General features: G+C 53.3%; 12 protein-coding genes. 11 read left to right on the top strand and 1 reads right to left on the bottom strand.

The features are described from left to right. Nucleotide 1 precedes the first annotated feature (1 nt). The 10 genes from EDC30_RS14870 (at nt 2) to EDC30_RS14825 (ending at nt 11,982) form a co-directional block, all read left to right on the top strand. Complete coding sequence (locus EDC30_RS14870; RefSeq protein ID WP_132259636.1) at nt 2-1,582, top strand: AAA family ATPase; 1,581 nt, start codon at nt 2-4, stop codon at nt 1,580-1,582. After that, nucleotides 1,582-2,586, top strand: coding sequence for a hypothetical protein (locus EDC30_RS14865; RefSeq protein WP_132259635.1), 1,005 nt, complete (start codon nt 1,582-1,584; stop codon nt 2,584-2,586). Before EDC30_RS14870 ends, EDC30_RS14865 begins: the two co-directional genes overlap by 1 nt. Next, nucleotides 2,583-4,394 carry a vWA domain-containing protein gene (locus tag EDC30_RS14860; protein ID WP_132259634.1) on the top strand — a complete coding sequence of 604 codons (1,812 nt, stop codon included), beginning with the start codon at nt 2,583-2,585 and terminating at the stop codon, nt 4,392-4,394. The genes EDC30_RS14865 and EDC30_RS14860 overlap by 4 nt, the downstream gene beginning before the upstream one ends. After that, nucleotides 4,391-5,359 carry a radical SAM protein gene (locus EDC30_RS14855; RefSeq protein ID WP_132259633.1) on the top strand — a complete coding sequence of 323 codons (969 nt, stop codon included), beginning with the start codon at nt 4,391-4,393 and terminating at the stop codon, nt 5,357-5,359. Before EDC30_RS14860 ends, EDC30_RS14855 begins: the two co-directional genes overlap by 4 nt. 3 nt (nt 5,360-5,362) lie before the next feature. Beyond that, nucleotides 5,363-5,947 carry a hypothetical protein gene (locus EDC30_RS14850; RefSeq protein WP_132259632.1) on the top strand — a complete coding sequence of 195 codons (585 nt, stop codon included), beginning with the start codon at nt 5,363-5,365 and terminating at the stop codon, nt 5,945-5,947. Continuing rightward, nucleotides 5,932-7,296: an AMP-binding protein gene (locus EDC30_RS14845; RefSeq protein WP_132259631.1), complete on the top strand. Its 1,365-nt coding sequence runs from the start codon at nt 5,932-5,934 to the stop codon at nt 7,294-7,296. Before EDC30_RS14850 ends, EDC30_RS14845 begins: the two co-directional genes overlap by 16 nt. Next, nucleotides 7,296-7,862 (top strand): nicotinamide riboside transporter PnuC, encoded by a 567-nt coding sequence (pnuC, locus tag EDC30_RS14840; protein ID WP_341539872.1) that lies wholly within the window; start codon nt 7,296-7,298, stop codon nt 7,860-7,862. The genes EDC30_RS14845 and pnuC overlap by 1 nt, the downstream gene beginning before the upstream one ends. Next, nucleotides 7,817-8,959 (top strand): AAA family ATPase, encoded by a 1,143-nt coding sequence (locus tag EDC30_RS14835; RefSeq protein WP_243656804.1) that lies wholly within the window; start codon nt 7,817-7,819, stop codon nt 8,957-8,959. The genes pnuC and EDC30_RS14835 overlap by 46 nt, the downstream gene beginning before the upstream one ends. A gap of 354 nt (nt 8,960-9,313) precedes the next feature. Next, nucleotides 9,314-10,036 carry a hypothetical protein gene (locus EDC30_RS14830; RefSeq protein ID WP_132259628.1) on the top strand — a complete coding sequence of 241 codons (723 nt, stop codon included), beginning with the start codon at nt 9,314-9,316 and terminating at the stop codon, nt 10,034-10,036. 266 nt (nt 10,037-10,302) lie between these two features. Further along, nucleotides 10,303-11,982, top strand: a complete 1,680-nt coding sequence (locus EDC30_RS14825) for a DUF262 domain-containing protein (protein WP_132259627.1) — start codon at nt 10,303-10,305, stop codon at nt 11,980-11,982. 89 nt (nt 11,983-12,071) lie between these two features. Here the strand turns inward: EDC30_RS14825 and EDC30_RS14820 are convergent, their stop codons facing one another. Further along, nucleotides 12,072-13,238, bottom strand: coding sequence for a hypothetical protein (locus EDC30_RS14820; RefSeq protein ID WP_132259626.1), 1,167 nt, complete (start codon nt 13,236-13,238; stop codon nt 12,072-12,074). A gap of 340 nt (nt 13,239-13,578) precedes the next feature. Here EDC30_RS14820 and EDC30_RS14815 point away from each other — a divergent pair, with 340 nt between their 5' ends. Further along, the gene (locus EDC30_RS14815) at nt 13,579-15,162 is read left to right on the top strand and encodes a nuclease-related domain-containing DEAD/DEAH box helicase (protein ID WP_243656803.1); all 1,584 of its coding nucleotides are present in this window, start codon (nt 13,579-13,581) and stop codon (nt 15,160-15,162) included. Nucleotides 15,163-15,434 lie beyond the last annotated feature (272 nt).

Genomic DNA, 15,434 nt, shown 5'->3' with positions numbered 1-15,434 from the left:
AATGTCACCTTTCAATCTCTTCAATCGCATTTCACAGGCGCCTACCAACCCCAAGACTGCGCCAAAGCCCCGGCAGTTCGACGTAGCGGATCTTTATCAAGGCCCGATCCAGACAGGTACGGCAGGCGAGCAAACTGAACAGGCACTGGACGAAAAATTGCGCCAGGCGTATTTCTGGATCGTCAACAATGCCATTATCAGTCCGCACTACGATATTGAATACAACGATGGCCCGGCCCAGACCTTCACCGTCGGCGACAGCAAGCGCACGCTGACCTTGCCTTCCGCGCAAAGCTATTCGAGCTATATCCTCCTGCCCCTGCTGACCTTCGCCACACGCAAGAAATGCCTTTTTGTCGGCGGGCCCGGGCGGGGCAAGACGGCCAGCGCGATCCTGATGGGCGTGTTGTCCGGCGCATCGATTCGTGACGTCAAGCGATCGATGCAGCATGGTCATCCACAAATGACAATTGCCGATCTGCTCGGCAATCCGCTGCCGGCAGACCTGGTCAACGCCCAAAGCATGAATGAGATCCGCATTGCCTGGCGCTCCTGGCTGTCAATGCGGGTCAAGATCATTGACGAATACAACCGCATTCCCACCCGAACCCAAAGTGCCTTGTTGACCGTTATGGCCGACAACTATGCGGAAGTGCTCAACCATATTCATGAGTGTCCCGAATCGGCGTGGTACCTCACTGCCAACGATGATCAGGGTGGCGGCACTTACCAGGTGATCGAGGCCTTGCGCGACCGCATTGATGTCATCGTGCAGGCCCTGGCATTCAATCCTCGCTTCCTGAATGACCTGCTGGTGCGCATCGAGGAAAACCTGCGCCCGGAAGAGCTGGTGCCGCGGGAAATCATCTTCACTGAAAACGACGTCGACCGCATGGGCGAAGAAATTCGCCAGATAGAAATCCCGGAAGCAGTACGTCGCCGGCTCGAATTCTTCACCAGCCAGTTCGAGCTGTTCGAGACGGCAGGCGGACAGTTCGAATACATGACAAAGGACACGGCGCGTTTGTCGGGTGTCGACTGGGGGCTGGCAGTCGCTGCCGATAACGGGCGGGATAGGCTGAAGGACCTCGGGTGCCAGACCCGTAACGGCATCTCGGTACGTAATCTGATGACCTTGCTGGTCTATGCCAAGGCATTGGCCTATTTCCGCGGCATGCGCGCTGTCGACTTGGAAGATGTGCGCCAGGTCCTGCCTTTTGTCCTGCACGACAAGCTGCAACCCGATCTGGACGCTCCTTTCTTCAGTCTGCCGGAAAACGCGCCCTACCGCACGGACCGTCTGAGCTGGCTGCGCCGGCTGTTTGATCTCTCCAATGACGAATTCAACCGGCTCGATCTCGATCGCCATGACCCTATCGGTGCAATGGCAAAGGAATTTGCCGAAGGGCTCGATGGTGTCAGCGAACGGGAAACCCTCTCCCGTTTGTCGAAGATCGAGAAAATGGTGGCGGAATGTACTAAAGGGCGCAAGCTTTACGGTCACTTGTATGACGACTTGCTGAAGCTGAAATACCTGCACCAGCGTTACACCAACTACCTGGCCTGGTTGCGTTCCCAATAATGGCGATCTCCGAACCTTTCGCCAAAGTCCTGTCGGCTGGCCGTGCGCAATTCAACCAGCGCGTGACGGAAGCCCGTCGCCGCTATCCTGCGTTTGATACGGGGGCGTTCGCCGACTTCCTGCAGACGGGAATCGACAAGTTGGTGGTTGCTGTCGCCGATTTCGCTCCCGAGCGCGTTAGCACCACGGTGCTGGTCGCCTACGACATGGCATTGGAGCTGGTAGGCCAGGCTCTGGCCGGACCGAAGGCACGTAGTCCGCTGGTAAACCGCGTCTGGCAGGAGATACTCCCTGCTTACCCCCGCCTGGTGACAGCCCACCCCGTAGAAGTATTGGGCGCCATGAGTAATGCCGCAGTCAACATCGGCAAGGTGGGCAATGCACGACCCGATCAATGGATACGGGAGATGGGCGCACTGGCATCCCAGGTTGAATCGCTGCCGCAGCTTCAGGCACTGGGCCAGGTTCTGGCCTGGCGTTGCGGGGTTGCCCATTTCCGCCTTGGGGCAATCCAGGCGGCAGATCTGCTGCCGGAACAATTCGCGCTGGCAGCGCTTGGTAGCAGCGGTGGCGCATCGTGGTCAGACGTTAAGGATAAACTGCTTGCCGATCCATGGTGGACACCCGGACCGATCCAAGGGAGTGCCGTCCATCCCGGCATCGAAGTCGGCCGGTTTACCGGTTTTGGAGGCGAATTTGATGAGCCACCGGAAGTGCGGGCCTGTCCCGAGGGCTTCTTCGTCAAGAGTGCAGAGCGTTACAGCTTCCTGGTTGCCGATGCATTTGGCGCAGTGCTGCACGCAGCGTCGCGGGAGGAATTCGACCATGCAAAAGCCCACAGCTTTCCCAAGGCTGTGGTGCTGAGCAGAAATCGCCTCGTCGTCGGAAAAAGAGAAATCGATCTCGACCTGCCCGAAGGGCACATTTCAATTGCACATAACACGCATACGGTCGCTGTGACGTCACCCTTTACCCATGCAATCCGCCTGCTGCCCCTGCAATGACACGAGCCGATACCGTTTCCTCTGCTAACACGGCCTTGATCGACCGTTGGCGTGCGGCCTGGCCGCAGGCAATTGAAACCTGGAGCAAATACACGCGCTTGCGCGATGCCCGTTTATGCGAAAGCCGCCTGGAAGCAGCAAAGGAGGGATTGAGCGGCAGCTTTGCCATGATCCGGCTAGCAGACCAAAGCGTCGTTGTCGATCTGGAGACGGTGCGCACTCTTGGCCTAGCTGATTACGCAGTTGAAATTCTCGCGCATGAGATTGGTCATCATGTTTTAGCACCCGGCAGCGCGACAGATCAGTTCCGGTTACTGGCCCGCATTCGCCGCGCCTTGCCCACGCTCGAACAACATGCCCCGCTTGTCGCCAATCTGTATACCGATCTATTCATCAACGACCGCCTGCAACGGCAAGCTGACCTGCGCATGGCGGACATCTACCGCCTGCTAGCCAAGTCTGCGGCCGGGACAACAGCAACACGCCAGGCAGGGGTGTGGACGCTTTATCTGCGGATCTATGAAAATCTGTGGAAGCTGGATAAAGGCAGCCTCGGGAGCCAGGGCTGTGACGAGCGGCTTGACGCGGATGGATGGCTTGGCGCCCGTCTGATTCGCGTCTATGCCGGTGAATGGATGAACGGCGCGGGGAAATTTGCCAGCTTGCTGCTGCCCTATCTGGTCAACGACATTGAAGCCAGGGATGCCATGCAATACCTGCATGACACCAGGGATGCGGCCGACGGATGCAATCCGTATGGCGCACAGGAGATTGAGCAAGACGAGATCGACGGCGCGGTTCACCCGGTCCATGACCGGCGCATCTCGGGCCTGGATGAGCCAGAGACCGAACCGATTGGATCGCCGGCAGCGCCCTCGAAAGGGCAAATGCGGGAGCCATTCGAATATGGCGAAATCCTCAAGGCAGCCGGCATCAAGCTGTCTGATCACGAGATCGCGATGCGCTACTATCGGGAACGCGCCCTTCCGCATCTGGTGCCTTTTCCAACCAAGCTGCTGCCCGCGTCTCCGGAACCGCAGCTCGAAGGCCTGGAACCATGGGAGATCGGCGACCCGCTGGACGAAATCGATTGGCTCCAGACCGTCATGCAATGCCCGCGTCCAATCCCCGGCTTGACTACCGTCAGGCGGATGTATGGCCAGGAACCGGGCGTCATCGGGCACCATACACCGGTCGACCTGGACATGTACGTCGATAGCTCCGGTTCCATGCCCAATCCGCAAGTACAGACGTCTTACCTGGCCCTGGCCGGCGCCATCATTGCGCTGTCCGCCTTGCGTGCAGGCGCTACCGTGCAGGTAACGCTCTGGAGCGGCAAGAACCAATTCATACATACACCGGGCTTTGTTCGCGATGAGGACGAGATATTGCGGGTACTGACCGGCTTCTATGGAGGCGCCACCTGCTTCCCCATACACCGGATGCGCGACACCTTTCGGGAACCGAGAAAGCGGCCGACCCATATCCTGATGATTTCGGACGACGGCATTACCACGATGTTCGACAAGGATGAAAAAGGTGCCAGCGGCTGGGATATTTCAGCAGCAGCGCTGGCTGCTGGCGGTGCCGGCGGGACCATGGCGCTCAATCTCCCGGAGGACTGGGAGCACGGACAAGGCAACGGCTGGATGCAGCAAGCCTATGCTGACTTGAAACGCGCCAAACGCGAGCAAAATTGGGAAATCCATGCCGTCTCGAAGTTCGAAGCCCTGGTTGAATTCGCGCGGGCTTTCAGCCGCCGCCATTATGCAGGCCTCAGCACCCAGGCAAAAGGCGGGACGCTATGATTGTCGTATGGCGCATTACCGAGCGTTGCAACCTGGCTTGTGGATTCTGCGCATACGACAGGCGCTTGCCTTTTGCGCGTCGCGACGTCGCAGCAGACCAGGTGGAGCGCTTTGCGCCCATTCTGGCCGATTACCAGAAAACGTCCGGCGATAAGGTTTTGCTGAGCTGGATCGGCGGGGAACCCTTGCTGTGGAAGCCGTTTTTCGGCTTATCAAAGTGGCTCAACAACACGCTCGGTATCGCGGTGAGTACCACTACAAATGGCACGACCTTGCACCTGCAGCAAACGCGTGACGGCATTCTCGAACAGTTGACGGAATTGACCGTCAGCGTCGACGGCCTGGCCCCATTCCACGACGACGTGCGCAACTGGCAAGGGGGATGGGAGCGGTTGAGGGCGTCGATCATCGCGCTGGCCAGGCAACGTGATGCCACACAATCCAGGCTCAAGCTGCGCGCTAATGTCGTCCTGATGCATGACAATCTTGGCCAATTCGAAGCACTGTGCGATGAACTGGCCTCCTGGGGAATTGACGAGATCACCTTCAATCAGCTGGGAGGCCGCGACCGCCCGGAATTCTTTTCCGCACATCGGCTTACCAGAACCGATGCCGAAGCGTTGGGGCGCCTTGTACCGGCATTGCAAAAACGCCTTGTCTCTCGGGGCATCCGGCTATGTGCAAGCCCTTCCTATCTGGAGCGAATCGAGTCCAGCGCTGCAGATCGGCCGCTTCCCGTATCGGATTGCAGCCCCGGTCAACGCTTTTTGTTCATCGATGAGAAGGGTCTGCTCTCTCCCTGCAACTTCACGGCGGCGGAATTCGGCGTCCCGCTTCAGGAAATAAGAAATGTATCGGATTTGCTGGCACTCCCGCAGATATTCTCGTCGCGGCAGAAACATTGTCGCCCTGCAGTCTGCCAGGATTGTCCCTCAACCCAGGTGTTCGCCAAATTCGCGAGTTGAACCATGAACCAGATTGGCCCTGATCTTGAAGTGCTGACCCATCGTCTCGCGGAAACACCGCGGGAGTTTCTTGGCGAACCCCGCATCGGCTCCTCAGGGGCGATTCATGTCGCAGCGCTGATCAACGATGTGCTGAAGATGAACGGCACCAAGACATCTTATGCAGTGCTGGCACGCTTTCAGAGCCGCGATGCAAAAACCGACCGCAATCGCCTTGCATTAGCAATGATTGCGGCATGGCTTCTCGCCGACGACTGGTTCGTGAAGACCCGCATCGCACAAACTGAATTGCTTAAGGTGCTCGATGATGCCGTCGCAGAGTTGGCATCGGCAACACCCGCGCACCAGTTCGTCAACGATCCGGACCGTCGCGAGGAACTGGCCCGCGTGGCACTGGCAAGACTGGACTATCGGCCCGCGGGGGAAACGATTGCCCAGGCAACGGACCGCTTGTCCAGCATCAGCGGTACCGAGCGACGGCGCCTGCTCGAGGCTAGCCGTGCTGCCGAAGAGCGGGCGCGCTCTATTCGTGAAGCGCTGGCGAGAAAAGCCGCTGAAGAGTCCGCAGACAAATGGACGCGCGACTGATGAACATCGAGCCAACTGATGCGGACCGCTTCCCGACCTTGACTGACCATGGGCGGCGCATGCTCGAGTTCATGCGCGAGCATCCTGCGGCGCCGATCTACCGGAACCAGAGCGGTAACCGGTTGACGGCAACGGAAGTCGACGACATCCGCCAGTTTGAAAAAACGATTCGGCAAGCATCGGTGGGGTGGCCGCGCGACGGACTGCCCGCCTGGCTGCCAGAATTCATGGCACGAACTTTTCAAACAGTTCCACATTACCGCGGGCTAGGATCTCCTCCGGTAAATTTTATCGATCTGCCGACTGTCAGCCGTGCCGACTATGCAGGCGATATTGCCGCGTTTGTCCCGGATCATGTCGAATTGACCCGCATGATCAACTTCCGGACGACCGGCACCACCGGCCATCCGCTGCTGATCGCATCGCACCCCGCCGTAGCCGGGCGTTATCTGGCGTTTCACAAACGGGCGATGGACCGCTTCGGCATCGAGCTTACCCATGGTAGGGGCCAGGTCGGCGTGATGCTGCTCGGTTTCCAGCGCCGCTGTTTTACATATGTGTCGGTCACGCCGACAATGGATGAATCAGGCCTCGCCAAAATCAATCTGTATCCTGACGACTGGAAGCATCCGGATGATCGTGCCCGCTATCTCGACGCAATGGCACCGGAGGTCATCGCCGGCGACCCGATCTCCTTTGCCGAGCTACTTAAGTTGCCCATGACCCACCGGCCGCGCGTGATGATGTCGGTATCCATGACGCTGCTTCCGGCGCTCCGGGAGCAACTGGAAAGCCGTTTCGCTTGCCCAGTCCTGGATATCTATTCGCTGAACGAAGTCGGACCGGTCGGCGTATTCGATGCGCGCGCCGGCGGGCATGTGCTGTTACAACCGCATCTTTACGTCGAGATTCTGGACGAGCAAGACAAACCGGTGCCGCCAGGCGACCGGGGAGAGATCACGGTGACGGGGGGCTTCAACTTCTGTCTTCCGCTATTGCGTTACCGTACCGGCGACTTCGCATCCCTGTCGTTCGGGTCGGATGCGCCCGTGCTGGTAGGCTTGTCAGGAAGAAGCCCGGTGCGTTACCGCCTGCCTAATGGCAGTTGGATAAACAACATCGACGTCACGCATGCACTCCAGTCCCTGCCGATCCCCCATTTCAATTTTCACCAATACGGCAATGGTGAAGTCATGCTGCGCCTGAATGCCAGCGCGATGACCCTGGCGGACGAAGCACGCCGCGCCTTGCTTCCTCTTTTCGGCACTGCAGGCGTCCACGTCGGCGTGCTGCAATCGGAGGACAAGACCATTCAATACACCTCAGACCTACATGGAGCAATGGAATAATGAGCCCGCTCGAAATCGCCGCGAATGGCATGGCGACCATATCCATCCTGCTTGCCGGCCGAAACAGCGTGCATACCTGGTGGACAGGAATCACGGGTTGCTTTCTGTTTGCCGTGCTGTTCTTCCAGGCCTCGCTCTATGCGGATGTTGTGCTGCAAATTTTCTTTGTCGTGACAAGCGTCCTGGGATGGTGGCATTGGATGAAAGGCGCCCAGGGAAATGCGCTTCGCATCTCCCGTGCCGATTTCAAGAAGCTGGCCTGGACAATTCCTGTTGGATTGCTTGCCACAGCCGGCTACGGCGCACTATTGCACTTCTTTACCGATGCCTATGCGCCATTCGTCGATTCAGCGGTATTGGTATTCAGCGTGGTTGCCCAGCTCCTTTTGATGCAACGACGTCTTGAAACTTGGGCGTTCTGGCTAGTGGTCAATTCCATTGCGGTTCCGCTCTATGCAAGCCGCGAACTGTATCTGACTTCATTTCTTTACGCGAGCTACTGGATCAATGCCTTGGTCTCATGGCGCTGGTGGCAGCGATCGGTAGCAAACACTGCTTCTATCTGACAATGAATCAAGCAAAGCAATTTAAGCGAGGCCTTGTGGTCGGCAAATTCTGCCCGCTGCACAAGGGTCATGAGCTGCTCATCAACCGTGCGTTGCAGGCCTGTGAGCGGGTTACTGTCATCAGCTATACCAAGCCGGGGTTTGAACATTGTGGTCGGGCTGCACGTGAAACCTGGCTCAAGAGCCTGTTCCCAGGCATTGAGATGCTGGTCATCGACGATGAATCGTTGCGCAATACCTGTCAACAACGTGGGCTTCTATTTCAGGAAATTCCGGACAACGATGCGGGAGACGAGATCCATCGGCAGTTCGTCGGCTGGCTTTGTTGGGAAGTCCTGTCACACACGGTTGATGCGGTTTTCACGAGTGAAAACTATGGCGATGGCTTTGCCAAGACTTTGTCCCATTACTTTAGCGCCCGAACAGGTTCCTCAAATCAGGTAACCCATGTCTGTGTGGACAAGTCCCGCACCGCGATTCCAATCTCGGGCTCGGCGATTCGACAGAACCCGACTTATTATCGTGATTTCCTGTCCCCCATTGTCTATGCCAGCTTTATCAGGCGTGTATGCTTCCTTGGCGGTGAGTCCAGTGGCAAGACAACACTCGCAGCAGCAATGGCATCACGCTTTGCCACCAAGTGGGTCCCGGAATACGGCCGCGAGCTATGGCTGCAGAAACAGGGCAAGCTGGAGACGACGGACATGGTGTCGATTGCACGCGAACAGGTGGCGCGCGAGGTAGCGCAATCACAGCAAGCTACGCAGTGGCTCTTCTGTGATACCTCGCCGCTTACCACGCTGTTCTATAGTCTCGCGCTGTTTGGCAATGCCGATCAAGAGCTGCGAAAGCTGGCAAACCGGGAGTATGACCACGTTTTTCTCTGCGCCCCAGATTTCCCATTTGTTCAGGATGGGACCAGGCAGAACAGCGAGTTCAGGGAGCACCAACACGCATGGTATCTGGACGAACTACGAAAAAGAAGCATCCGGTTCGAGCTCATATCGGGTTCTTTTTCTGACCGAATAGAAGCGGCATCAAGACTTCTGCCCTCGCGGCAGGAGATGCAGGTGACATGCCATACCAGTGAAGATTAACGCTTTGGTATTTAATAGAGCGGTTACCGTCATGAAAGCTCTCCTGTGTATTCGCATCAAAGTAGCCGCGATCTTGAGCCGGCAATAATCGGCGACTTTACCGGTTCATTTTCGCCTAGCCAAATCATATATATAAACGACGGCTTCCAGCCTATTTCAAACTTTCACAAATAGCCGAAAAGCGCTTCGTGAATAGAATGATTGGCTCTGAAAACGTCAAAACTCTAATACAAGGCTAAGTGGTATTCAAGTAAAAATGCCTCCATCAAGTTTACCTTCGAATTAGCATTGATATACACCTTCTTATAATAGTGCTCTTAATAATGGTGCCCTATATTCTGTAACGAGAGAACAATGACTTTAGAATTTCTAACCCAAAGTCCCACCAATACTGAAACAAAACAAAAGCTCTCGACAATCGTGAAGCAAAAAACGGAGGGTAGGATTTTTCTTCTAACTGGCAATGTTTCAGCCCAACGGAACGATATAGCAGCAGATATGCTGCTGTCACTGATTGAATGGGCTGCCGAAAGTAAGAATCGCGAATTGGTGATATGGGTAGGGGTGTGGGTCGATTTCAATGCAGTGAATAGGGCTAGAGAAGAATATGTGAAGTCAAATCCAGGAAAATCGCCGGATTCTTTCAAGTATGATGAAAATGAATATTTGACTACTCACAAGGTCGCAGACGACCTAGCCAATCTCTATGTGCAGGCAGAACGGAAATACATGGATAGAAAACCGAGCCCGCCGGTTATTACACCAACCATTCAATTTTGGGGGGTAAAGAAATGGCATGCAAAGGCTCTCGGCCTAAGCGGCAAAGGAAAAGAGTTTAAAGATGCACAATGCGCCATTTTCGGAAGTACAAATTTTTCTGCGAACGCGCTCGGCGGAAAAAGTTTTGAGCTCGACCTGTACATGGACACAAAAACTGAGACTGGTGGCGCTTTGCTGGATGCATTCATCAGGAAGATTGTGCCATTACTCGATGAGGCCAAAACACATAATCTAGTCCCTGATTTCCAAAACATTGTTTTTCTAAAAATCGCAGAATGGCAGAAAAAGCGTTCGTGAACCTCGGAATGGTCCATGATACATACGCACTGCTTTTCGAATAAGTAAAGCGGTTCACAGACTTCGCAGCTTACTAGGCTATCGTTAAAGGAGTGGATACATGGCCAATAGTTATAGCTATATATTCGTGGTCATATCATTTCTTCACTAAAGATAGATGAGCGCTAAAATTGACCTATATCGCTAAATTCGGAAACCTCGATCTATGCATCCGAAGTAGTCATTAAATAATTCAAAAACATTGAATAACTATTAGAAAAAGAATCATGTCATACGCAGGCATTTCAGTTCGCGAAGCACTCGACAAGCTTAATGCTCCGAACAACGGGTGGTTTCTACCGCAGGTACAAAGGCAATATGTGTGGGGGGCTCGTCATGAGTCCGAGGACTATGTGTGCCTGTTGCTCGACTCACTCCTCAAGCGTTACCCTATTGGAGGGGTGGTGCTATGGGAAACTGATCAAAAGGTACCCTATCGCCGATTCGTTGGCGACTACGCACCCGGAAAATTTGCTTATCAAGTAGACGAAGGACTTTGGGGAGCTCCTAAAGCACTGGTGTACGATGGCCAACAGCGTCTGCAAACCCTGTACTCGGTATTGCGTCATCGTTTCAACGGCCGCGTACTTCACTATGACCTGTTGTTCGATTCCAATACCGCCGAATCGGATGAAACCGGATTCTTGTTTCGCGATGCAGACGCAGCGCCGGAAGCTCACTACTTGCGCATGACTGAACTAGCATGCATGCGATGCAATCCAGAAGAAAAGGTCAATCTTGAAGTACGTGCGCTCACGGCAGCGGGAGAAAGCAAGGAATTGAATTTGCGAGTTCGTCGGAACTTGAGCGCCTTGTGGGATATTTTTGTCGATACCAACATCAAGTCCATTGCTTACTTTTCAGTGAAAGCCGATACTCCTAAAGAAGTAAACGAGGTTTTCCGTCGCTTGAATACTGGCGGCGTGGCGCTTACTCAACTGGAGCTTGTTCTCGGAAAGATTAAGGCTGTCCAGTCGGATTACGAGGAAAAACTCTGGGCGCTTTCCAAAAAAATTGGCAATCAAAGTGGGGGTATCAAGTTTTCTTCTACTGCAATACTGCAGTTCTTCCATTTGCTAGTTAAGAACACGATTCGCATTGATGAAGGACGCTTGGAGAACTCTGACATTGAGGCCTTTCAGAATGTGCTTGAGAAAGACACTGAACCATTGGTCGAGGTGTTTTCTGGTTATTTGAAAGGGCTGTTGAATATTAATCATGCGTCTATCGTGCCGCGCTGGCTCGCGGTATTACCCATTGCAGCTTTTCTAATTCAGCGGAAGCGAAATTGCCATGAGTGGCGTATTCGCGCAATGAAAGCCTCTGAGTTGCAGCCGATCCATCAATACTTTTTGCTGTCGCAGTTCTGCGACTGGAATACTCAAACCATGGTCAATGCGTTTGCACGCGAGGCTATGGCAGAAGGCAAGGCAGGCAACGCATTCCCTCTAGAGCAGATACGTCAGATCGCTATCGAAAAAAACCGTACCGGCGAATTGCACGAATACCAGTTACTAAGCCAGCCCTGGCTTGCTACCAAGGTGCTGATGCCAAGCCGCAGTTATATTTTTCATGACAACAAACCTCAAGTAGACCATATTTTCCCTGTTAATCTCGAAGGTCAAGATGAAGCCTATCGGGAAGCAGTCGACGTATTGTGGAACTTCCAGCCCATGCCTGCCGAGGTCAATAACTACAAACGAGCGCGCCATCCTCGGGAGTTCTTTAGAAGTGCGGACGGCAACAAGTATTGGGCTTCCTACGACTTTGTTCCCAAACCTGACTCGCCCGTTTGGGATAGCCATCTGGCCTTTGTGAATGATCGAAAAGAGAATATGTTGAGCGCTTTACATGATCTATATGGACTAGTGCTTTCAGTCCCAGCGGTAGATAAAAAAACACTTTGACTGTCCAATTTTTGGTGCGTCATCGTAATGTAAGGCTTACGCTTGAGTTAAGCCTCGCCGCAAATCGGCATCGGGTTGCACGCGAATTGTTAGGCTTCGTCCCCTGTATCTGAAAATACGGATCCCAAGAATGATTCGAGTTCATCTCCATAAGGTATGTATGGATCTCTGGCCCCGGCAGGATTAAGGTTGATAACGCTAGAAAGCCATATTACCAAGTCGCGGAAAGCAAGTTCGACCTTTTCCCGTGTCGGGTTTGCATGGAGGCCAGCATTGAACAAGTCGATGAGTCGGTCTGCTTCTTTACCTAAGCGGTCGAGCATCGCTTGGTCAGGTGCACTGTTGGTACTTAAAGCTTGTTCTACGTATGCCCAAAGTCGGTTCTTATACTGGGGCTTTCCGACTTTGCGGCCTTTCCAATCCTTGTCCTGAGGGGGGAAGAGGGAGTCAGCCACCCTCTCAAGCAGGCGGCGGCCAGAGAGCGCCGCTTGGGCAAGGTCTTCTTCCGTCTCGGCTCGTTCCAGAGTGCGGGCAGCTGCAGCGAAGGCATCGAAAAGTTTTGGATGAAGCTCTTCCAAGCTATGCGCCAAATCTGATGCATAGTCGGCATCGAGACCGGGAAGTTTTGAGAAGTATGACTTAAATGACTCAACCCTTTTGAAGTGCTCAAGAGAGTCATAGTTGTCAAAAATTGTCCTTCGGGCTCCTTGATCTTCGTAGGAAACTTTGAATCCATGCTCCTCGAAACCTTCTTTGACAACAATGTCAGGATCTTCATTAATGCCCATATCGAAAAAAACAGCGCATTCGGTTCCGCGTAAGCGGTACGCTTCAATGAGCTTGTTCCTGAAGAATGCTAAATGAAGTGGTAGCGAAAAATCGACGTCCATGGCGCCTAGATATGAATCCTTGCCTCTCAGTTGATCATGCAGGCTCTGCGCAATTGATTCAGTAATGTTCTGGAATAACCAGCAATAGACCGTTGCTGTTGTAAAAGTTGCAGATAGCTCGTCTCGATTCAATCTATCAAATTTTATTGGCTGGTAAACAGCATTACATAACTTTTTTAGATACTCATATGTCGGCGTACGGCTCTGAGAAGCTGCTGAATACGTCAATATATCCCCAACAGATACGCGCATGCTGCGATTGGCGGCTTGAATAACGCCTGCGCCTAAAACCAAATTCATTACGGGAGGCCCGTAGTATCCACCCAGCGAGGGATCGTCAGAATTGAATAAAAATGCGACATTCATAAAAAGCTAAGCCTAACTTCCGTTTAAATAAAAATTTTATTACGAACTAAACGCCTATCGGTTTAACCTGATCGCCAACTCCCTAACAAACCACGTAACTTGTAGTACTGACTAGGGGCATTAGCCCAATATGAGAATCATAAACAATGTCTGGCTCATACGATGAGCCAGACATAATAATGCCTGTTTAGTAAATTAGAGGCGGACAATTGCATGGAATATACAATCGTTCCAGAATATTGAATCGAGTTACATAATTACTGGCATTCCCTCGGCACATAAAAACTAACAAAATATGGCGATTCTTTTCCCCAGCGAGCTACCCTCCGTCAGGCAAGATATGGGGCTCTACCGTGAATTAGAGGTAATCTCCCGGCTCCATGATTCCCTGCCCGATGGCTTTGAGGTTTTCCATAGTGTTCCAATTCACAGTCTACAGGGTGACAAGGACAGGTACGGGGAGCTTGATGCTGTGGTTCTTGGGCCGACGGGGAATATCCTGCTGATGGAAATTAAGGCTGGCGATGTCATTCTGCGCGAAGGCAGCATCTTTAAGTTGTACAGCACCAGAGAGCATGATGTAAGCCGGCAGTGCCGTGTCCAACTTGCTGCCATGTTGAACCGGCTTCAGGAAGCAAGCCTTGATGCATTCGTATCGAATTGCCTAGTCATTCCGGATTACCGATTAGGCGATGCTCACTTGGTATCGATACCGCGCGATCGGATCGTTGACGCGGAGCGCTATCCCCACTTAGGCACTATGGTGCGAGAGTTTCTTTCTGCAGGAAGAGGCTGTAGCGACATGCCAAGGCTACGGCAGTTTCTTCGCAACGAGTTTAAGGTAACTGCAGACATTGGTACGATGCGCGACCAGTTGGAGCGCACGGTCCGCCAACTTGCCGATGGCCTCGCTTCGTGGGTGCCAAGAATTTCGTCGCCGGCTGGAATTTATCGCATTCAGGCGACCGCGGGTTCGGGCAAAACCCAGCTTGCCTTGACCTTGATGGAATCGGCAATCGCTGACGGCAAAGTTCCTGCCTATATTTGTTTCAACCGTCCATTGGCGGATCACCTACGCAAGTTTGCGCCCGCTCGCGCGCATCTCGCCAATTTTCACGAGCTATGCGTCGAGCATTTTCGGAGGAAGCATGGAGAGCCAGACTTCTCCGATCCCACGGTCTTCGAAAAAGTATCGGAACAATATTTAACGGACAGTGAAAGCTTCTCGCCTCAATTCGATGTCCTTATTATCGATGAGGGCCAGGATTTTGAGCCAAGCTGGCTAGAAAGCCTAGTTACCCAGCTAAAGCCGGACGGCCAACTCTACTTGATGGAGGACGACGATCAGCGACTCTATGACCGTCCGGCTTTTGAATTGACGGATGCCATTAGTATCAACTGCCGGGACAATTTTCGTACACCACGAGCCATCTGCCAGATGATTAATGCCTTTGGTCTGGCCTCGTCATCGATTCAGAGCAAAAGCCCTTATCACGGCGCTTTGCCCAGCTTCCACGTCTTTACAACCGATGAAGAGCTGATTACCCAGACGGCAGATGCGGTTGAAGGGCTACTTAGGCAGGGCTTCGCACTTGACGATATCGTCGTATTGACTGGCCGTGGCCGCACAAAGTCTAGACTGCTATCCGCGGAATGGATCGGGAACTTTTCCACAAGACGGTTCACGGGAAAATACGATCGTAACGGCAATCCTGTCTGGACCACTGGTCAGTTATTAGTTGAATCCGTTTATCGCTATAAGGGCCAGAGCGCGCCCGCCGTTATCGTAAGCGAACTGGATTTCTCAGAGCTAACCCCGCTGGAACGCCGCAAGCTTTTTGTTGGCCTTACTCGTGCAATTATGGCCGTTGACGTGGTGCTTTCGCCGCAAACGGAACGATGCTTGGCGGCGCTAGTTCAGTGATAGCGCTATTGCTCCAGCTTCCATGAATAAATACAAATGGAACTGTGGACGAAGGGCCACTGAAAACAAGCAGGATTTAGTTCGATTTAATATCGAAAGCTCTATAACTTTATTCTATTTTCCGATTTCCATGCACTACTAACTCTCCAAAGGCAAAATGCCTAAGATCGCTAAAAAGCGAAGAAACAATGAGGCTAGGGAAACTGCGGAAAAGCATGCTGTCTAATTTCCGAATAGGTACAAGGTTTGAAGCATTGCAATTTCTTATGCTT

This window comes from Paucimonas lemoignei, assembly GCF_004342585.1.
Lineage (GTDB): Bacteria > Pseudomonadota > Gammaproteobacteria > Burkholderiales > Burkholderiaceae_D > Paucimonas > Paucimonas lemoignei.
This window is presented reverse-complemented; position numbering and strand designations above follow the sequence as displayed.